We start from the raw sequence: 18,334 nt of genomic DNA, 5'->3' as shown, positions 1-18,334 counted from the left end.
GTGCCCCGACCGTGTCTCAGCGGGAAAACCGGGGAATTATGACCAGTAAGGCCCAAGCGTAGGCAATGGGAGTCCTCGAGAACAAAGCCCGGGCGCGGACGTTCTACAAGTACCTCTCGAAGGTGTACGACCAGATCAACCCGTTCGTCTGGAACGAGGAGATGCGCGACGAGGCCATCGGGATGCTGGATCTCGATCCGGACGACCGCGTCCTCGACGTGGGCTGTGGCACCGGCTTTGCCACCGAGGGGCTGCTCGAACACGTCGACACCATCTACGGGCTCGACCAGAGCCCCCACCAGCTCTCGAAGGCGTTTGGGAAGTTCGGCAAGTTCGGCCGGGTGCGCTATCACATGGGCGACGCCGAGCGGCTGCCGTTCAAGGACGACAGCTTCGACGCCGTCTGGTCGTCGGGCTCTATCGAGTACTGGCCCAACCCCGTCGACGCCCTCGAAGAGGCCCGCCGCATCACGAAACCCGGCGGCAAGGTGCTCATCGTCGGCCCCGACTACCCCAACTCCTCTCTCTTCCAGAAGGTGGCCGACGCCATCATGCTGTTCTACGACGAGGAGGAGGCCGACCGGATGTTCCGGGAAGCCGGCTTCGAGGAGTTCGAACACCACATCCAGCAGTCGATGCCCGGCAGTCCGCGAGCGATAACGACGATTGCGAAAGTTCCGGAATAATAGACGACCGCCAGCGGCCGCTTTTTCGCCCGCGTTTTTCAACGAGTGGTCCCTGAGTAACCCGGGTACCGGGTTGCGAGCGGCCCGGCCCGCTGTCTCCGGTAAATGCAAGCAACTCGCTTTTCGATTTCGGACAAGTATTTGACATGTGTTCTACCACGACGACGAACTCCAGTTCGAGGTCGAGGTCGAAGAGCCCGACCCGCAGTTCGCGAAGATGCTCCAGCAGGCCATCGGCGGGGCCGAGGGGGAGATGCGCGTCGCCCTGCAGTACATGTTCCAGGCCTTTGCCATCCCGGCCGAGAAAGCGGAGATGCGGCAGTTCCTGATGGAGGCGGCCACCGAGGAGCTGGGGCACATCGAGATGCTCGCGACGGCGGTCTCGAAGAACCTCGAAGGGGCCTCCGAGGAGGCCCGCGAGGCCGCTCGCGAGGACGCCGTCATCGACGAGATGATGCGCTCGGGCCAGCCCCGGCAGGCCCTCTCCGCTGGGCTCCACGCGATGCCGGTCGACAGCAACGGCGTCCCCTTCAACGGGGGCTACGTGGTCGCCTCGGGCAACCTCGCGGCCGACATGTACGCCAACGTCATGGCCGAGTCCACCGGTCGGCTGCTGGCGACGCGGCTCTACGAGTTCACCGACGACCCCGGAATGAAGGACATGCTCGAATACCTCATCGCCCGGGACACGATGCACCAGAACCAGTGGCACGCCGCCCTCGAATCGCTCGGCGAGCACCGACCCGTCCCGAACAGCTTCGACCAGTCAAAGGAGAACCAGGAGTTCAACTACGCGTTCATGTCCACCGCCCGCGAGGAGCGCGCGGACCCCGAACAGCCCTGGACCCAGGGCGAGGCCCCCGACGGCAAGGGCGAGTTCAGCTACACGCCCGACCAGCCCGGCGGCGGCAACCCCGACCTCGACGAGATGATAGACGAGATGTACAACGAAGTGCAGTAGGCCGCAGTAGAGCGGTGCAAGCGGTACCGTCGCGGTGGCCGAGCGCGGCCTCCGTGCCGCGCTGACGGGGAAGGGCAGGCTGTCCAGTGTGAGCATCCGGCGAGCGAAGCGAGCCGGTTCCCCGGAATCGCCAATGGCGATTCCGGCCTTTTTCATCGACGTTTTTGCCGGGAGCCCTCCCACAGCGCGCTCGGAGAGCGCGCGAGGAAGGGCGACCGGGAAAAAGGTCGGACCGCAGTGTTTTACCCGCGTGGTCGTCTATCGGGTCATAACAATGGTACTCGACAATCTCGGAAGCTCCCTTCGGGGGACCTTAGACAACCTCAGGGGGAAGTCCCGCATCTCCGAGGAGGACATCGAGGACATCGTCAAGGAGATTCAGCGGTCGCTGTTGCAGGCGGACGTCGACGTGGCGCTGGTCCAGGAGCTGTCGGACAACATCGAGACCCGCGCCCTGGAGGAGGAACCACCGGCGGGGACGACGCCCCGCGATTGGGTGCTGCGAATCGTCTACGAGGAACTCGTAGAGCTGGTGGGCGAGTCGACGGACCTGCCCCTCGAAGAGCAGACCATCATGCTCGCCGGCCTCTACGGGTCGGGGAAAACAACGACGGCTGCCAAGATGGCGTGGTGGTTCTCGACGAAGGGCCTTCGGCCGGCCATCATCCAGACCGACACGGACCGGCCCGGCGCCTACGACCAGGCAAAGGAGATGGCCGACCGCGCCGAGGTCGACTTCTACGGCGACCCCGACGAGGACGACCCGGTCAAAATCGCCCGCGACGGGCTGGACGCGACCGAGGAGGCCGACGTCCGCATCGTGGACACGGCGGGTCGGGACGGGTTAAACGAGGAGCTCATCGAGCAGATAGAGCGCATCGAGCAGGAGGTCCAGCCAGAGCGGAACCTGCTGGTACTGGACGCCGCGATGGGCCAGAGCGCAAAGAGCCAGGCCGCCGACTTCCAGGACGCCATCGGCATCGACGGCGTCGTCATCACCAAACTCGACGGGACGGCCAAAGGTGGGGGCGCCCTCGCCGCCGTCGACGAGACAGACTCGACGATTGCCTTCCTCGGCTCGGGGGAGACGGTCAAGGACATCGAGCGCTTCGAGCCGTCGGGTTTCATCTCCCGACTGCTCGGGATGGGCGACCTGAAACAGCTCACCGAGCGCGTCGAGCGGGCGATGCAGGAGACCGGCGACGAGGAAGAAGAGTGGGACCCCGAGCAGATGCTGGAAGGGAGTTTCACCCTCAAGGACATGCGCAAGCAGATGGAGACGATGAACAACATGGGCCCGCTGGACCAGGTGATGGACATGATTCCGGGGATGGGCGGCGGGCTGATGGACCAGCTGCCCGACGACGCCATGGACGTGACCCAAGAGCGGATGCGGGATTTCGACGTCATCATGGACTCGATGACCGAAGAGGAGCTCGAAAACCCGCGCATCATCGGCCAGTCCCGCACCGAGCGCATCTGTCACGGCTCGGGCAAGCCCGAGGAGCGCGTTCGCGAGCTACTGGAACAGCACAAGCAGATGTCTCAGATGCTAAAGCAGTTCCAGGGGATGGGCGACGGCGACATGGAGCGGATGATGAAACAGATGCAACAGGGCGACGGCGACATGGGTGGCATGGGCGGTATGGGCCCGTTCTGAGGGGTTTTCACTGGCTGGGAATTGCCGATTTCGCTTTTCGTACGTAGTGCTTATCACGTGGTATGGCCGAGTCGAGCGGAGCCTTCATCGAGTGGGTGGACGAGCGGTACAGCACCGATATCGACCGGTTCGACGAACAGCACAAACATCTGTTCGGTCTCCTGAACGACCTGTACGTAGCTATCGATGAGGGCCACTCCGAGGAGACGGTCGGCGACATCCTCCAGGAACTCGAACGCTACACGGAGTATCACTTCGGCGACGAGGAGGAGTTCATGCAGGACTGTGGCTACGCCATGGACTGTGCCGACTGTTTCTACGACCACCGCGATTTCCACGAGGAGTTCGTCGAGACGGTGGGGGAGTTCCGCGAGCGCCACGAGAACGGCGAGGAGATAACGCTCGACGTCTTAGAGTTCACCAGGGAGTGGCTGGACGCCCATATCGGCGGCGACGACGTCGACCAGAACTACAGCGAGTACTACGCCGCGTCGGTCCCCGAGGACTACGAGTACCAGCCCGGCAAGCTGAACAAGACGCGCCAGGAGACGCGGACCTACGAGGCCGACGACACGGCGGTGGCCCTCGGGAGCGACGTCCACGTCGGGGGCGACATCTCGATTCCCCACGGCTCGCTGGCCGACTGGCTCGCGCGGCTGGTCGACCGCCACGGCGACCGGCCGGTCGCGCTGGTCCCGAACGGCGACGGGTACGCCTCGCGGACGTTCCGAGAGCTGTACGACCAGGCGTGGGCGGTCGCCGGCGGGCTGCTCGAAGCGGGCGTCGAGCCCGGCACGTCGCTTGGCATCTGTGCGCAGTCCTCGTACGTCTGGTCGGTCGTCGACGTCGCCTGCCACCTCGCCGGCATCGTCTCCGTCCCGATCTACCCCGACCAGAGCAGCGAGCGGGCGGTGGCAATCGAGACGACGGCCGGCGTCGATAAGCTGGTCGTCGACGACAGCGCGAGCGCGGCCGTCAGGGAGGCCGCGGGGACGGTGTTCGACATCGACGCGCTCCCAACCGCGGAGCGGGAGTCGCTGCCGGGGTTCGACGACGTCGCCACCGACGTGGCCACCGTCGTCTCCCCGCTGGGCGGGGACATGGAGACGCTCGGCCACGCCGTGACACACCGGAACCTGCTTGCGGCCGTGGCGATGCTCGGCGAGCAGTTCCCGCTCACCCGCGGGTCGACCGGCACCAGCCTGGTGCCACAGGCCCACGTCTTCCAGCGCGTCGCGACATATTACCTGTGGGACAACGGCGCCGCGGCCGCCTACATCCCGACCGACGACATCGTCGCGGGGCTCCAAGCGGTCGATCCGGACGTGCTGGTCGGCGTCCCACGCGTGTACGAACACCTGAGCGACGAGCTACAGGCAGAGATAGACGACCTGGGCGGCCTGAAGGGGCGTCTGGCCGACGGCGCCGCCAGGGACCGCGGGAAGGCGTTCAGCGAGGGCAAGAGCGGGTCACTGACCGACTCCGCAGCCGCCAGAGTCGTGTTCTCGCCGCTGCGGGAGTCGTTCGGACTCGCGGACCTCGACTACGCCCTGTCGGGTACCGACCCCCTCGATACCGACCTGGTCGAGTTCCTCTGGGGCTGTGGCATCCCGGTGAGCCAGGTGTTCGGCAGGCCGGGGCTGACGGGCGTCGGCTGTGTGACCTCCTATGGCTCGTCGTCGCCGTCGGCACTCGGTGAGCCGTTACCGGGGACCGAAGTCGCCGTGACCGACGAGGGGGAAATCGTGTTCCGCGGGCCCCACGTCGTCGAACGGTACTGGGAGACGAGCGACGTCATGGCCAGTGCGACCAGCGGCGACTGGTTCCGTACCGGCGTGGACGGGGCGTTCGAGGGGGAGACGCTCAGGCGGACCGAGTGACGGTCGTCGGCCGTGCGGACACCGAGTCCCACCCACCACTCGGCGACGCGATAGCGCCGACCGCTACTGCTCGCCCGCCGCCTCGCGCTCGGCTCGCTGGCGGGCCGCCTCGCTCTCGTTGAACGCCCCGACCATCCGTTCGAGTGTGCCTGACTCGACGCCGACCGCGGGCGCCGTCAGCGGCGAGAGACTGACCGCGCCGTCGATGATGGCCCGCCGGTCGCTCCCGGCGGGGTAGCGCTCGGCCAGGTCGGCGTCGCCGTCGAAGGGGTTCTCCCACCCGGCGGTGTCGGGCCAGACCACGTCGCGCAGGGCGATATCGCCCACTGTCCCCTGGTTTGCCTGCTCGTCGATCTCGCCGTCGGTGTCGTGTTCGACCAGCAGGTCGTAGTCGTGGTGTGGCTCGGTCAGTCGCATCTCGGGGTCGGCCACGTCGACCGGGACGTTCAGGTTCAGGAAGTCCGCCGTCTCGAAGATATCGCCCGACAGCGCTCGGACGACTACCTCGCTCATGACGCGAGCGGGGCGGTCGAAGTCGTACTCCGCCGGGGGCGAGACGAAAAAGTCCTCGCAGTGGTACGCCGAGACGGCGATGCCCGGGGTGCCAAGAAAGCCCGCCTCGATACAGGCCCCGACGGTCCCCGAGCGGCCGACGACGTAGTTGCCGGCGTTTGGCCCGTGGTTGCAGCCCGAGACCACGAGGTCGAAGTCGGTGTCGAGCCCCCGGAGCCCGTAGGCCACGCAGTCGGCGGGCGTCCCGTCTAAGGCGTACCCCCACGGGTGGCTCTCGCGGGCGGTGCGGTGGCTGCGGGTCCGCCCGACGCCGCTCTGGTTCTCCATCGGCGCGACCACCGTCACGTCCGCGACCGCCGTCAGTTCCTCGTAACAGCTCGCCAACCCCGGCGCGTCGATGCCGTCGTCGTTCGTCAGCAGCACCCGTGGCTCGTCCATTGGCTACGTGTTGTCGTGAGCGGGTGTCAACACTTCGGTCCCTGGCAACGGGCGTTTGTAACGAAGTTACCGAGGCCACCATAGCCGACATCAACAGCCAGAACGCCCCGGCCAGTTACACTCCCGCGACTCGCTGCGCGTTTCACTCACTACGTTCGTTCAGTGCTTGTGTCGTCGGGGTTCGTGTAACTGGCCGCCCCTTTCAGTCCCACCCAGCAATGATTGGCCAGCCGGCTACGGATGGGATTGAAAGGGGCGTTGTCGGCGCTGTGCGCCGACTACTCGGGCGACCTGCGGTCTCCCGGTGACTGGGTCGGAGCTTTCTGGCTGTCAGTGTCAGTAGCGAACAATGACGAAACGCCACCAACAGGAACGGCGCCAAAGACGGGTGCTTTTTGCGACTGGATACGCTTGCGTGTCGTAATGACCGTCCGCGAGGTGGCCGAGGCGGCCTACCGGGAGTCACTCCCCGTGTTGGCACTCAGTGCGGTCGGCGGCCTCTTTGCGGGTGTCGTACTGAGCGGGATGGACGCCGAACTGGAGCAGGTGGCGGGTCTGCTCGTGTTGGTCCCGGCGCTTCTGGCGACGCGGGGGAACGTCTACGGCTCGCTGGGGGCGCGGCTGGGGTCGGCGCTGCATCAGGGGCTCGTCGACCCGACCTTCTCGATGGACGACGAGCGGGTGAACGCGGCCGTGGCCGCGGCACTGGCCAATGGGGTGATGGTCAGCGGTATCGCCGCGGTGCTTGCGGTCGCGCTGCTGGGAGTGCTGGGGCGGCCATCGGCCCCGCTGGCGACGCTCGTAGCTATCGCCCTGCTCGCGGGGCTCATCTCCGGAATACTGCTGACCGTCGCAGTCGTCTCCGTCGTCTTCGTGGGGTATCGACGGGGGCTGAACCCCGACACGCTGGCGGGGCCGGTGGTGACGACGACGGGCGACGTGGTCGGCGTCGCGACGCTGCTGGTGGCGACCCGTCTCGTCCTGGCGCTGGGGGGTGGGTGACGTGGTGGCGTCGAACTGGACGGTTGGCGGCATCGTCCGACGGATGCTCCCAGTTCTCGTGGTCCTGACCGCCATCGAACTGGGCAGCGGCATCGTCCTCGACACCTTCGAGTCGACGCTGCTTCGCTACCCGACGCTGCTCGTGTTGGTGCCGGTGACTATCGGGATGGCCGGCAACCTCGGAAGTATCCTCGCGGCGCGGTTCTCGACGGCCCTGCACCTCGGGCTACTCTCTTTCGACACCGACGACGACCGGCTGGTTGGCAACGCCGTGGCCACCATGGCCCTCGCGGTGACGGTGTTCCCGCTCGTGGGCGCCGGCGCGTGGCTGTTACAGGGAGTGGTCGGCGGGACCAGACTCGCTCTGTTGACCGTGGTCGCGGTCGCACTCACAAGCGGTGTCGCGCTGGCGGCACTGGCCGTCGCCGTCACGACGATAACCACCTACGCGGCCTACCGGTTCGAACTCGACCCCGACGACGTCGTCATCCCCGTCGTCACCAACGTCTGTGACGTGCTGGGCGTGCTGGTGCTTTTCGGCGCCGTCAGCGTGCTGGTGTAGGCGGGCGCTCAGTCTTCCCGCTGTTTCGCGAGAGCCTCCTTTGGCGCTCCGCAGTTGGGACACGTCTCCGGGAGCCCCGCCTCCAGTTCGCCCATCTCACCGCACTCGGTGCAGCGCCACATGATGTACCCCTCGCCGAACTCCTGGCCGGGGTCCTGGTCGTCGCCCCGCACGGCGTCGCCGTGCTCGACGGTCGCCGAGGCGACCGTCTCGACCGTGAACCCCTCCGCCGTCGCGTCGCCGACGACGCCGATGAGCGTCCCCTCGTCGTTGAATATCTCCTCGTTTCGCTGGACCGAAACGTCGTCCGAAGATGTCATCTGGTTGTCTCCCATCGGTTTCGATACCGGACCCGGCGTCCCAACTCTGGCGCTTGCATCTGCAAGGTCCCCGCGTCGGCGCGGGCGCTACCGGGAGAGACCGACGGCCCTATTTCGGTGTCGGTCGAAGTAGCGGCTATACGCGTGCTGGTCGAACTGCTGGGTCATCCGGTCGTCGAACTGCTCGGCGAGGTTCTCGTCCGGGTCCTGCGCATCGCCGTCTTCCTCTCGGTAGGCGTCTTTCTCGCGAACCTCGCGGTCTCCTTTGGTCTGGTCGAGAAGATAGCCGTCGTCTCGCAGTATCTCACCGGGCCGGCGAACCTCCCCGACGAGGTCGGCACCGCCATCCTGACGACGACGGCCTCGCCGACGGCGGGCTACGGGATGCTCGCGGACTTCCGCGAGTCGGGCGTGCTGGACGACCGCGCGACCCTGGTGGCGGTCACGATAAACACCTTCTTTGGCTTCGCCCAGCACATCGTCACCTTCTACGTCCCCGTTCTCATCCCGATTCTCGGGGCCCGCGTCGGGGTGTTGTACGTCACGACGCGGGGCCTGGTCGCGCTCGCCATCACGCTTACCGGCATCGCCGCCGGTGCGCTCTTGCTCGATGGCTCGAACGTCGACCGCGGGGCGATGGGCGAGGCGACGACGACGGACGGCGGCGAGGAGAGCGAGCCAGCCGAGCCCGAGACGGCCCTCGGGCGGGTCCGCGACGCGCTGGGCGAGACCCGCGAGAAGCTCGGCGAGATACTGCCACGGCTGGCCGGCATCTACGTCGTCGTCGCCCTGCTCGTCGCCTACTCCGAGGAGATACTCGCACTCGCCGGCGGCTCCGGACAGGCGCTGACGGCGGCCGCCGACGGGTTGACGGGCCTGTTGGGCCTGCCGGGCGCGGCCGTCCCAGTAGTGGCGGCTTTCGCGCTGGATACGACCTCCGGCGCGGTCGTCATCGCGCCGCTCATCGAGAACGGTACCTTCACCCCGCGGACGGCGGTGGCGACGATGCTCGTCGGCGGCATCGTCTCCTTCGCCGTCTCGACGTTCAAACGCTCTATCCCCTTCCAGTACGGCATCTGGGGTCGGGAGTTTGGCTCGAAGGTTATCGCCGTCAACACCGGGCTGAAGGTGGGGTGGATCGCGCTGGCGCTGGTCCTCTTGCTGGTGCCGTAGCGACCCGACGACATCAGTCGTCTTCGGGAATCGAGTCGGAGATGACCACTGCGTCGCCCTCGACGACGCAGTTGCCCTCGCCGTCGTCGACCGCGGTCGACAGCCGGAAACGGTCCTCGCGGAGCTGTTCGACCACCTCGCAGTGGGCGGTGACGCGGTCGCCGATGTCTACCGGCCCCGATAGGAGAGCTCCTGTGAGAGATAGATTATCAGCCCCGGGAGCCGGGCGAGCGCGGCGCTGATGATGCCCGAGACCAGCGTCCCGTGGACGATGCGGCGGCCAAAGCGGCTCCGCTCGGCGAACTGCTCGTCCAGGTGCAGCCGGTTCGTGTCGCCGCTTATCTCGGCGAAGCGCTCGACGTCGGCCGCCGAGAGCGTCTTCGAGAAACGGACGTGGTCGCCCACGTCGATGCCGTCTGCGACGCCGTAGCTGTCGAACGCCCAGTCGTCGTCCTCGTACTGCGTGTCGGGGCGGGTAAAGCGCCGGCGCTCCGGGCGGGCATCGGTTGACGGCTCCGGGCGAGTGACGTGCGGGACGTACCGGGAGACGTCCGTCGTCGTCACGATACCCACGGGTTCGCCGTCCGCGACGACGGGGAGTTGCTTGACCCCGTGGGCGTGCAGGCGCTCGACGGCGTCCGACAGGTCCGCGTCGGGTCCGATAGTCACGAGCGCCGTCGCCATCACGTCCGCGACCGTCAGCTTGCGGGTGTCGCCCTCCGCCGCGGTGACGGCGACGATGTCGCTTTCGGTGACGATGCCGACACACTCCCCGTTTCGCTCGACGACGAGCGAGCCGATGCCCTCGTCGCGGAGCCGTGTCGCCGCCTCGACGACCGGGCTCTCGGGGCTGATGGTTCGGACGGGCGTCCGCATGACCTCACTGACGGGCAGGGCAAGCATCGACTGGCATCTCTCCTCCCAGTGGCATAACTCCCCGCCCGAAGGGTTGTGTAGGTGGGCGCCGTCGGTCCGACGATGACAGCGTGCCGAGCCGGGGTCGTGGTCGTGCTGGTCGTGCTCGCCGGCTGTGGAGGGGTCGTCCCGAGCGGCGACGGCCCGACAGCGCCGGGGACGGCCGGGTCGCTTCCGACGGAGACGACACAGGTCAGCGTCACCGCTGTCGTCGACGGCGACACCGTCCGCGTCGAGTACCGCAACGGCACCCGCGACACCGTCCGGCTGGTCGGCGTCGACACGCCGGAGGTCCGCGGCGAGAACGACCCGGCGGAGTTCGAGGGCGTCCCCGACACCGCGGCCGGCGGGGACTGTCTCCGCGGGGCGGGGACGAACGCCTCGAACTACGCGAAAGACCGGTTGTTCGGGCGCACCGTCGGCATCGCCACGGACCCCAACCTGGACCGGCGGGGGTACTACGACCGGCTGCTAGCCTACGTGGTCGTCGACGACCGCCTGTTCAACTACCAGCTCGTGGCGACCGGCCGCGCGCGCGTCTACGACAGCGACTTCTCGCGGGGGGACAGCTTCAGGGCCGCCGAGGCGGGCGCCCGCGAGGCCCGGCGCGGGCTCTGGCGCTGTGTCGACCCCGACGCAGCCGACTGGGAGACCCCGACGGCCACGACCAGCCCCTCGGGGCTCGCCCTGGTCGAAATCCACGAAGACGCCGCCGGCAACGACAACGAGAACCTGAACGACGAGTACCTCGTCTTCGCGAACCGCGGCGACAGCGAGCTGAACCTGACCGGCTGGACCGTCACCGACGCTGCGGGTCGGAACCACACCTTCCGGAACTACTCGCTCGCCCCCGGCGAGCGCGTTACCCTCTACACCGGGAGCGGGACAGACAACCGAACGGCGCGCTACTGGGGAGCGAGCGGGGCCGTCTGGAACAACGACGGCGACACTGTCACCGTCCGGACGAGCGGGGGCGCCGTGGCGCTCCGGCGGGCGTACTGAGCGAGCCCGAACCCGGCGAGCGACTGGCCGTCTTCGCCAGCGGGCGGTAAGGCACCGCTACGCCGAAAACGGTCGCGCGCCTTATCAGCGCGACGGCGATACCGCCGGCATGGTCGACACTGACCAGCGTGCCGTCGACGAGATAGTTCACGAGGGCGAGAGCCTGAGCACCCGGGAACTCATCGACGTTCTGGAACGGCACCACGACGACGAGCCGGGCGTCCCCGAGGCGGCCATCGACGCCTACACCCGGGAGTTACAGGAGCGCGAGGACAGCAGCTTCGACGAGGCGGCGTTCCGCGAGGTCGTCGCGGACCGGCGCACCGGCGCCGAGAGCTGGGTCGACGACGACCGACTCTACGAGCTCGGCGACGGCCGCATCAGCCAGTACCCGGCGGCGTGGCACGACCGGCTCCACGGCGAGCGTGACCCCGCCGCGTACCTCCGCTGCTTCGAGGAGACCGCGCCCTCAGTACTCGGCAACGCCCCGGGCAGCCGCCCGCACGCCAACGAGGACCAGCTCATCGACGTCATGGCGGTCGTCGGCGGGCTGGACCGTGACGCCGCGAAAGCCGAAATCGAAGCCGCCCGCGACGACGACCGCGTCGTCGAGGACGCCGACCAGCACCCGAAAGCAGGCGTCTATCTGGCAAAAGACTAGAGCAACGCGTCGATGGTCGCCCAGAGGTCCGCTCCCTCCGTGCTGTACTCGACGGGGACGAACCCGGCGGCCCGCGCCCCCTCAACGTCGTCGCCGTCCCCGACCATCAGGTACTCCTCGGCGGGGACCCGCTCACGGAGGCGGTCGAACGGGGCCGTGTCGGGCGTGTGCGCGCCCGCGTCGTAGGAGGCGACGACGGCGTCGAACCGGTCGAGAAGGTCGTGGTACTCGAGCTTGCCGACCTGCCACTCCCGGGGGCCGTTCGTGACGACCGCGAGCGCGCTGTCGTCGGCCAGCCCGACCAGGCTCTCGCGGGCGGCCTCTGGCACGGCCGTCGCGGCGTAGGTCGCCTCGCGCAGCGTCGCGACCATCTCGTCGGGGTCGGCCCCGGCGTCGGCCGCCGAGACGACCGCCGCCATCGACCGCCGGTAGGGCGCCGGTTGCAGGGCCCCGAACGCCTCGCGGAAGCTATCCCGTGCCGTGGCCAGCAGTTCGTCGGTCGGGTCGATGTCGTGGCTGGCGAACACGTCGCGCAAAATCGCGGCGTCCGAGCGGGTCCGATGGACGAGTACCCCGTCCAGCGCGAAACAGAGCGCCTCGGTCATTCGGTATCGACGGGCTGACCGTCCTCCGTCGGCGGCGCGACGTAGTCGATGTAGGCCTCGGCGTCGGGCTCGCGGACCGTAACGACGACGTGGATATCGCCCAGTTCGGCGGGCTCGCCGACGGCGAAGTTCACCCGCCCCTCGAAGGCCGCCTGCTTCTTCAGGTCGAAGGCAAAGCGGTCCCCCGCCAGGTCGCCGAGGAACACCGACCGGGCCGTGTCCAGAATCTCCGCGCGGTGGAGCTCCTCCGAGAACCCCTCCATCGTGTGGACTGTCGCGACGACCTCGCCCTCGCGATGCGTGGGGTCGGCCTCCGGGAAGAGGTTCCGGATAGCGTCGGCGACCCGCGACGTGACCTCCGTGTCGTTGACCGGCGCCGATATCTCGACGTCGACGCTGTAGACGCTGCTCACGACTGTGCCTCCAGACCCTCTTCGAGCAGTGCCCGGATCCGTTCCCGGAACGCCGACAGCGAGTCGGTGTTCTCGACGGTCACGTCGGCCATCTCCATCGCTTCACCCATCCCAAAGCCCAGCTCCCGCTCGTCGCGGTCTTCGAGCGATTCGCCGCCCTCGTCGGCGCCTGCGTCCCGGCCCCTGAGGTCCAGGCGCTCGGCCCGAACGTCGAAGGGCGCCGATATCTCGACCAGCACGAACGAGTCGCCAAAGGCCTCGCGGAACCGGTCTACCTCCACGTCCGAGCGGATGCCGTCGATCAAGACGGTGTCGTTGCCCGCGCGTTCGTCCGCGATTATCGGCAGTGACCGCTCGGCGATGGCGTCGGGGCCGTTCTCCTCGCGCAGCGCCTTCGCCACGGTCCCGTGGTCGGTCGCCGGGTCCAGCCCCCGCTCGCGACACTCCGCGCGGATGACGTCGCCCATCGTTACGACCGGCACGCCCATCTCGGCGGCGACCTCGGCCGCCTCGCTCTTGCCGCTGCCGGGAAGCCCGACGACACCGATGACTGTCATTGCCCCCAGTTTGTCGATAGCCGGCTAAAGACCTGCTGTTCTCGGGGCGGCGGTCTTCAGGGTAGAGCGATGGAGAACAGTGAGGAAGTCCCACTAGTGACTCTATGTCGGAACGGTCTCGCGGACATCAACAGCCAGAAAGCCCCGGCATGCTACACGAAGGTGGACGACGTAAGCACCGCAGCCGAAGGCGAGGAGCGCAACGAGTCCACCTTCGTGTAGCATGCCGCCCCTTTCAGTCCACCCGAATCCGGTTGACCAGCCAGCATAGGTGGGACTGAAAGGGGCCGACCGCTCGTCGAGCGAGACGAAGTAAGCACCGAGCGAAACGAGGCGCGCAGCGAGTCGCAGACGTCGAGCGGTCGGGGGCTTTCTGGCTCTCTCACAACCGCCAGCTGTGAACAGTATGTGACTACAGACAGCCTGAATAGCTGAATTTGCTAGTCACCGTTCGCGCACGACCACGAACTCGGCCAGCTCCCGCAGGTACTCCACGGACTGGGAGTCGGGGGCGTCGGCGGTCTCTAGGGCCTCCAGGGCGGCGTCGGACTCGGCGCGGGCCCTGGCGTTTGCCTCCTCGGCCGTGAGGTCGGTCACTTCGAGGAAGGAAGGGCGTTCCATCTCGGCGTCGTGGCCCGTCGGCTTGCCCAGCGTCTCCGCGTCGGCGGTGGCGTCCAGCACGTCGTCGCGCATCTGGAAGGCCACCCCGACCCGCTGTGCGTACTCGCCCATCGCCTCGACGGTGTAGGCGTCGGCGTCGGCGGCGATAGCGCCCAGTTCGGCGGCCGCCCGGAACAGCGCGCCGGTCTTGCGGCGGGCAAGCTCCATGTACTCGGACTCGTTTGTCGGCTGGGCGACAAGCTCCATGGCCTCGCCTTCCCCGAGTTCGACCATCGCCTCGGAGACGGTCTGCATCGCCCGCTCGTCGGTCGAAAAGAGGGCAAAGGCCTCCCCGAGCAGCCCGTCGGAGGAGATGATAGCCGGGCCGTGGCCGTATTCGGCCCAGGCCGCGGGCGTGCCCCGCCGGACGTCGGACTCGTCGATGATGTCGTCGATGACGAGCGAGGCGTTGTGGACCAGCTCGATGCCGACGGCGAAGTCGACGGCGTCGGCCGGGTCCCCGCCAAGCGCCTCACAGACCAGCACCGCCACCGTCGGCCGGACCCGTTTCCCGCCCGAGAGCACGACGTGACCGACCTGGTCGGCGAGTTCGTCGGGTTCGACGGCGTCGATAACGGCCTGTAGCCGCGCCTCGACGCGGTCACGACGCGCCTCGAGATACTCCATGAAGGGCAGTTTGGGACCGCGGGGAAAAGTACCTGACGACCCAGTGTTCGGGCGCCATAACGAAGGGCGAAGCGGCGAAACGGTCAGTCGTCGCCGTCGTCCTGTACCGGCTGGCTCGGGCCGCCGGAGAAGACGAACTCGTGTTCCGCGGCGGTCTCGAAGCGGTCGAGGATGCCGCCAAGCGGCTTCGCGTAGCGTTTGAGCCGGTCGGCGCGTTCGGAGACCTCGTCCAGCTCGTCGGCCTGCTGTTTGGAGGTCTCGGCGGCGCTCTCGGCTTCCGTCCGGATGGACTGGCTCTGTCCGGTCGCGTCTTCGAGCACGGCCGCGACGTTCTCGAACTGTTCCAGCTCGTCGGTGATGTCGACGTGTGGGTTGCCCTTCAGCGAGTGGAGCCGGTCGAGGACGACCTCCATGTCGCCGGCCAGCTCTTCGAGGCGGGCCTCCTGGTCGGTCGCGTCCGCGTTGATGCGCTCGACGGAGGCCGTGACCTGCTCCCCGGACTGGCGCACGTTCTCCGTGTTGGTCAGGACGATCTCGCTGGACTCGGCGACCTCCTCCGAGAAGGTCTTGAGCTGCCCGGTGGTCTTCTCCAGCTCGCCGAGCATCTCGTTGAACTCCTCGGCGATGCGGTCCATCGCCTCGTTCTCGTTGTCGGTCTCCATGCGCTGGGTGAGGTCACCGTTGGCACACTGGCGCATGACCTCGCTGTAGTCCTCCGCCTTCTCCTGGAGGTAGTCGGTCATGGCGAGGGCCTCCTGCCGGGAGACCTCCGCTTCCTTCCGGGCGGACTCGGCCTCCTGGATACGGTCCCGGAGCGCGTCGCGCATGTTCGCAAACGAGGCGGTCAGCTGCCCGAACTCGTCGCGCCGGGTGGGGTCGAGGTCCACGTCGAGGTTCCCCGCCTCCAGCCGTTCGGCCTTCTCGGTCAGCCGGTTCAGCGCGCTCACGGTCCCGCGGCCGAAGACGACCCCGATAAACGCAATCCCGAGGAACGCGACCCCCGAGAGGACGAGGAGGTTGTTCTGGATGGTGTTCTGGAGCGCGTAGGCGGTCGAGACCGGCACGTGGGTCGCGACGACCCACTCCTCGTCAGCGACCGGGTGGTACGCGACGACGTACTCACCGGAGAGGGACGATTTCACCTCGCCGGGCTCTAAGAAGCCCTTCTGTCCCTCCAGCCCGCGCTGGACGAACGACTGGGCGACGCCGTCGGAGCTCTCGTCGTACTGCTGGAGCGAGCCCGCGTTGGCACCCAGGGCGGACTGGCCGCGCGTGCCGGCGACGACCCGGCCCTGCGAGTCGATGACCTGCGAGTAGACGCCCGCGGACGGCTGTGGCAGGTCGGCCGCGAGCGCGTTGAGGTCCGTCTGTACCACGAGAACCCGATTCTCACCGGTGTCTGTCTCGACCTCCGCGACGAACGAGACCAGTGAGGTCTGGAGCGCGTTCGTCGCCTCGGCGACGTAGACGCCGTCCTCACCGTAATCGAGCTCCTCGTTGCGCCACGGGGCCTCGCGGCTGAGCTGGGGCTCCCCGATTCGCGTGGTGTCGGAGCTTGCGGTGACGGTGTTCGACGTGCGGTTCACCAGCTGAATCTTGATGACGTCGTCGGGGAGCCGGGCGGCTTCCGCCTCTAGGAACGCCTGCCGTTCGCTCTGGGTCCCGCTGCGGATCTCCTGGAACTGCGCGATACGGCGGGTCGTGTCCCGGCGCGACTGGCGCCACTCGACGATCTGTGTCGCACTGGAGTTGGCGACACCGACGTACTCCGTCTGGGTGTCCTCCGTGAGCTGTGTGCTGGTCTGGGCGTACGTGTTCGCGCTCACGCCGAGGATGACGACGGTGACCAGCAACAGCGCGACGACGAACTTCGCCAGGAAACTCCTGGCCAGAAAGCCAGGGAGAATTCCGCTGACGTCGTCCGTGTCCGCGTCGGGTGGTGTTTCTTCAGCGCTCATTTGTTGTCGAATCTGTCCGCAGCAACATATCGGTCGGGGATATTCTTTGCGTGTTCAGTGATCGTCGGTGCGACGTTGTTCAGTTCCGCTGCAGCCGTACTCGGACCGTTGGCCACGACGTTGCTCATCGCGGAGGCCGCCTCGGACATGATGTTCATGTTCTGGTTGGTGTCGACCGGGACCGGCGGATAGACGTCGGGCTCGCTCGGCCGGCCGCCGGGGACGTTGTCCATCCCCTCGCGGAACGCCGTCATGTACCCCTCGCCGGGCACCGGCGGCGCGTTGCCGTTCTGGACCTGCTGGTCGACCCAGTCGAAGCGGGCATAGCCCGCACGGGGCTGGTCGCCCTGCCACTGCCGGGTCGAGAGCATGAGGTTGGCCTGCCGGGAGTTGGCCCACTGGATAAAGAGCCACGCTGCTTCGGGGTGGTCCGAATCCGCCGTGATCGCGGTCGCCCAGACCCACGTGTCGACGACTGGGTCCCGGCCGTCGGGGCCCTGGAGCGGCGGGAGCCACTTCGTCTCCTCCATAACTCCTGTGTCCACGATGCCGGAGGTCTGTGGCGTCGAGTACATCATCCCGACGTCGCCCTCGCTGTAGGCGTTGTTGTTCTTGTACCAGTCGTAGGAGCTTGGGTTCTCGGGGCCGTAGTTGTGGAGCATCCCGCCAAAGCGTTCCAGGGAGTTGATGCCCTGCTCGGAGTTGAGCGCCGCCTCCTTGGTCTGGCGGTCGATCCAGTCCGCGCCGTAGGTCTTGAACATGGTCCCCCAGTTGGCGGCCGACAGCGTGCCCGAACTGGTCCGGGAGACGATACCCTCGCGGTCGACTTCGTCGGACTCGGAGATAGTCCTGGCACAGTCCTCGAGCTCGGCGAAGTTCGTCGGTTCGGCGAGCCCGAGCGTCTCGAAGGTCGGCTTGTGGATGGCCGTACAGCCGTAGGCCTCGATACCGTTCGGGAACCCGATGAAGTCGCTGGTGCCGTCCTCGTTCGGGAACGTCATCAGCTCGATGGTCTGCTCGCGGAAATCGTCCATGGCGAGCCAGTCCCGGTCGGTGAGCGAGTCGTCTTCGATGAACTGCCAGAGGTCCCTGACCCAGGGGGTGCCGTCGCTCCCGTAGTGGTAGCCGCCGGCGGGCCACAGCCCGCACATGATGCCGTCGTAGCGGCCGCCCTCACCGAGGCGCTGGCGGGCAGTGCGCCAGTACTGCTCCTCGGAGACGGTCTCGTAGTTGACCGTGATGCCGGTCAGCTCCTCGAAGTAGGATTTGACCTGTTTGGTCGTGGTCGCGTACGGGTGCAAGGCGTTCCCGAACGTGAGTTCGATCCCCTCGCCCTCGAACTGCTGCCAGTCGATACCGGCCTCCCGGGCGTGGTCGTTTAGCTTCTGTCCCCACTCCTCGATACCGGCCTCTTCGGGCGGGATGTCCGTCGCGCCGTACTCGGCCTCCGAGTCAGAGGAGAGGCCCCCGCACCCAGCGAGCCCAACCGTCCCCGAGACGGCCAGTGACTTGAGTGCGCTTCGTCGTGATATGCGGTCAGTAATCCGGTCTGTCATTGTGATCTATCGTCCGAGAGGTCCCACGCGGCCGCAAGAACGACCCGTCCACATACACCCCTCTTGCTGATACGTACATCATTAATCACTCATCATAAGTTTACCGGAAGAAGGGGTCTTGACAGTAAAGAAGCGCGTGAGCGGTCCGGAACGCGACGCCGTACGCCGGTGTAGTCGGCGGAAAG

18 protein-coding genes and 1 pseudogene are annotated in these 18,334 nt (G+C 67.3%); 10 read left to right on the top strand and 9 right to left on the bottom strand.

Translation table 11 applies throughout. The features are described 5' to 3' along the window. The first annotated feature begins 65 nt into the window (after window positions 1–65). The 4 genes from VJ162_RS14425 (at window position 66) to VJ162_RS14410 (ending at window position 5,187) form a co-directional block, all read left to right on the top strand. Window positions 66–686 (top strand): methyltransferase domain-containing protein, encoded by a 621-nt coding sequence (locus VJ162_RS14425; protein ID WP_324665234.1) that lies wholly within the window; start codon window positions 66–68, stop codon window positions 684–686. Window positions 687–834: 148 nt separating this feature from the next. Beyond that, on the top strand, window positions 835–1,647 hold the full coding sequence (locus VJ162_RS14420) for a manganese catalase family protein (RefSeq protein ID WP_324665233.1): 813 nt from the start codon (window positions 835–837) through the stop codon (window positions 1,645–1,647). A 274-nt stretch (window positions 1,648–1,921) separates the two neighbouring features. Next, entirely contained in the window at window positions 1,922–3,307 is a 1,386-nt protein-coding gene (locus VJ162_RS14415) for a signal recognition particle protein Srp54 (RefSeq protein WP_324665232.1), read from the top strand. 62 nt (window positions 3,308–3,369) lie between these two features. Then, a complete protein-coding gene (locus tag VJ162_RS14410; protein ID WP_324665231.1) occupies window positions 3,370–5,187 on the top strand; it encodes a bacteriohemerythrin in 1,818 nt (605 codons plus the stop codon). A 63-nt stretch (window positions 5,188–5,250) separates the two neighbouring features. Here VJ162_RS14410 and surE read toward each other — a convergent pair whose 3' ends face one another. Then, window positions 5,251–6,138 carry a 5'/3'-nucleotidase SurE gene (gene surE / locus VJ162_RS14405; RefSeq protein WP_324665230.1) on the bottom strand — a complete coding sequence of 296 codons (888 nt, stop codon included), beginning with the start codon at window positions 6,136–6,138 and terminating at the stop codon, window positions 5,251–5,253. Window positions 6,139–6,561: 423 nt separating this feature from the next. On the opposite strand from surE, the gene VJ162_RS14400 reads away from it, so the two are divergent. Together VJ162_RS14400 and VJ162_RS14395 are read left to right on the top strand one after the other, a co-directional pair. Then, a complete protein-coding gene (locus tag VJ162_RS14400) occupies window positions 6,562–7,140 on the top strand; it encodes a magnesium transporter (RefSeq protein ID WP_324665229.1) in 579 nt (192 codons plus the stop codon). Window positions 7,141–7,183: 43 nt separating this feature from the next. After that, a complete protein-coding gene (locus VJ162_RS14395) occupies window positions 7,184–7,702 on the top strand; it encodes a magnesium transporter (protein WP_324665403.1) in 519 nt (172 codons plus the stop codon). 8 nt (window positions 7,703–7,710) lie between these two features. Here VJ162_RS14395 and VJ162_RS14390 read toward each other — a convergent pair whose 3' ends face one another. Then, window positions 7,711–8,022: a DUF7130 family rubredoxin-like protein gene (locus tag VJ162_RS14390; RefSeq protein WP_324665228.1), complete on the bottom strand. Its 312-nt coding sequence runs from the start codon at window positions 8,020–8,022 to the stop codon at window positions 7,711–7,713. A 156-nt stretch (window positions 8,023–8,178) separates the two neighbouring features. On the opposite strand from VJ162_RS14390, the gene VJ162_RS14385 reads away from it, so the two are divergent. Next, complete coding sequence (locus VJ162_RS14385) at window positions 8,179–9,195, top strand: nucleoside recognition protein (protein WP_455429321.1); 1,017 nt, start codon at window positions 8,179–8,181, stop codon at window positions 9,193–9,195. Window positions 9,196–9,208: 13 nt separating this feature from the next. Here the strand turns inward: VJ162_RS14385 and VJ162_RS14380 are convergent. Then, window positions 9,209–10,071: pseudogene (locus VJ162_RS14380) on the bottom strand (CBS domain-containing protein). Window positions 10,072–10,173: 102 nt separating this feature from the next. Here VJ162_RS14380 and VJ162_RS14375 point away from each other — a divergent pair. Further along, entirely contained in the window at window positions 10,174–11,112 is a 939-nt protein-coding gene (locus VJ162_RS14375; protein WP_324665227.1) for a lamin tail domain-containing protein, read from the top strand. Window positions 11,113–11,221: 109 nt separating this feature from the next. Beyond that, window positions 11,222–11,773 carry a hypothetical protein gene (locus VJ162_RS14370; RefSeq protein WP_324665226.1) on the top strand — a complete coding sequence of 184 codons (552 nt, stop codon included), beginning with the start codon at window positions 11,222–11,224 and terminating at the stop codon, window positions 11,771–11,773. Here the strand turns inward: VJ162_RS14370 and VJ162_RS14365 are convergent. From VJ162_RS14365 to VJ162_RS14355, 3 genes are read right to left on the bottom strand one after another with little or no spacing between them, the layout of a single operon-like run. Beyond that, window positions 11,770–12,378, bottom strand: a complete 609-nt coding sequence (locus tag VJ162_RS14365; RefSeq protein ID WP_324665225.1) for an HAD family hydrolase — start codon at window positions 12,376–12,378, stop codon at window positions 11,770–11,772. The two genes, VJ162_RS14370 and VJ162_RS14365, sit on opposite strands and share 4 nt — an antisense overlap. Beyond that, window positions 12,375–12,791 (bottom strand): RNA-binding domain-containing protein, encoded by a 417-nt coding sequence (locus VJ162_RS14360; protein ID WP_324665224.1) that lies wholly within the window; start codon window positions 12,789–12,791, stop codon window positions 12,375–12,377. The genes VJ162_RS14365 and VJ162_RS14360 overlap by 4 nt, the downstream gene beginning before the upstream one ends. Next, window positions 12,788–13,348, bottom strand: coding sequence for an AAA family ATPase (locus VJ162_RS14355; protein WP_324665223.1), 561 nt, complete (start codon window positions 13,346–13,348; stop codon window positions 12,788–12,790). The genes VJ162_RS14360 and VJ162_RS14355 overlap by 4 nt, the downstream gene beginning before the upstream one ends. A gap of 96 nt (window positions 13,349–13,444) precedes the next feature. Between VJ162_RS14355 and VJ162_RS14350 the strand changes: the two genes are divergently transcribed. After that, window positions 13,445–13,570: a hypothetical protein gene (locus VJ162_RS14350; RefSeq protein ID WP_324665222.1), complete on the top strand. Its 126-nt coding sequence runs from the start codon at window positions 13,445–13,447 to the stop codon at window positions 13,568–13,570. 222 nt (window positions 13,571–13,792) lie between these two features. Here the strand turns inward: VJ162_RS14350 and VJ162_RS14345 are convergent, their stop codons facing one another. From VJ162_RS14345 to VJ162_RS14335, 3 genes are all read right to left on the bottom strand, one after another. Next, the gene (locus VJ162_RS14345; RefSeq protein WP_324665221.1) at window positions 13,793–14,635 is read right to left on the bottom strand and encodes a polyprenyl synthetase family protein; all 843 of its coding nucleotides are present in this window, start codon (window positions 14,633–14,635) and stop codon (window positions 13,793–13,795) included. Window positions 14,636–14,718: 83 nt separating this feature from the next. Then, a complete protein-coding gene (locus VJ162_RS14340; protein WP_324665220.1) occupies window positions 14,719–16,593 on the bottom strand; it encodes a HAMP domain-containing protein in 1,875 nt (624 codons plus the stop codon). Further along, window positions 16,590–18,149, bottom strand: a complete 1,560-nt coding sequence (locus tag VJ162_RS14335) for an ABC transporter substrate-binding protein (protein ID WP_324665219.1) — start codon at window positions 18,147–18,149, stop codon at window positions 16,590–16,592. The genes VJ162_RS14340 and VJ162_RS14335 overlap by 4 nt, the downstream gene beginning before the upstream one ends. Window positions 18,150–18,334 lie beyond the last annotated feature (185 nt).

Origin of the sequence: Haloarcula sediminis, from assembly GCF_035656455.1 — an archaeon.
Lineage (GTDB): Archaea > Halobacteriota > Halobacteria > Halobacteriales > Haloarculaceae > Haloarcula > Haloarcula sediminis.
Note: the sequence above shows the minus strand (reverse complement) of the source record. Positions and strands in the feature narration are given on the sequence as shown.

Bases quoted from the DNA above. Each gene is read 5' to 3' on its own strand.
- VJ162_RS14425 (WP_324665234.1), top strand. From the start codon at position 66: ATGGGAGTCCTCGAGAACAAAGCCCGGGCGCGGACGTTCTACAAGTAC.
- VJ162_RS14415 (WP_324665232.1), top strand. From the start codon at position 1,922: ATGGTACTCGACAATCTCGGAAGCTCCCTTCGGGGGACCTTAGACAAC.
- VJ162_RS14410 (WP_324665231.1), top strand. From the start codon at position 3,370: ATGGCCGAGTCGAGCGGAGCCTTCATCGAGTGGGTGGACGAGCGGTAC.
- surE (WP_324665230.1), bottom strand. From the start codon at position 6,138: ATGGACGAGCCACGGGTGCTGCTGACGAACGACGACGGCATCGACGCG.
- VJ162_RS14400 (WP_324665229.1), top strand. From the start codon at position 6,562: ATGACCGTCCGCGAGGTGGCCGAGGCGGCCTACCGGGAGTCACTCCCC.
- VJ162_RS14395 (WP_324665403.1), top strand. From the start codon at position 7,184: ATGCTCCCAGTTCTCGTGGTCCTGACCGCCATCGAACTGGGCAGCGGC.
- VJ162_RS14390 (WP_324665228.1), bottom strand. From the start codon at position 8,022: ATGACATCTTCGGACGACGTTTCGGTCCAGCGAAACGAGGAGATATTC.
- VJ162_RS14375 (WP_324665227.1), top strand. From the start codon at position 10,174: ATGACAGCGTGCCGAGCCGGGGTCGTGGTCGTGCTGGTCGTGCTCGCC.
- VJ162_RS14370 (WP_324665226.1), top strand. From the start codon at position 11,222: ATGGTCGACACTGACCAGCGTGCCGTCGACGAGATAGTTCACGAGGGC.
- VJ162_RS14365 (WP_324665225.1), bottom strand. From the start codon at position 12,378: ATGACCGAGGCGCTCTGTTTCGCGCTGGACGGGGTACTCGTCCATCGG.
- VJ162_RS14355 (WP_324665223.1), bottom strand. From the start codon at position 13,348: ATGACAGTCATCGGTGTCGTCGGGCTTCCCGGCAGCGGCAAGAGCGAG.
- VJ162_RS14345 (WP_324665221.1), bottom strand. From the start codon at position 14,635: ATGGAGTATCTCGAGGCGCGTCGTGACCGCGTCGAGGCGCGGCTACAG.
- VJ162_RS14340 (WP_324665220.1), bottom strand. From the start codon at position 16,593: ATGAGCGCTGAAGAAACACCACCCGACGCGGACACGGACGACGTCAGC.
- VJ162_RS14335 (WP_324665219.1), bottom strand. From the start codon at position 18,149: ATGACAGACCGGATTACTGACCGCATATCACGACGAAGCGCACTCAAG.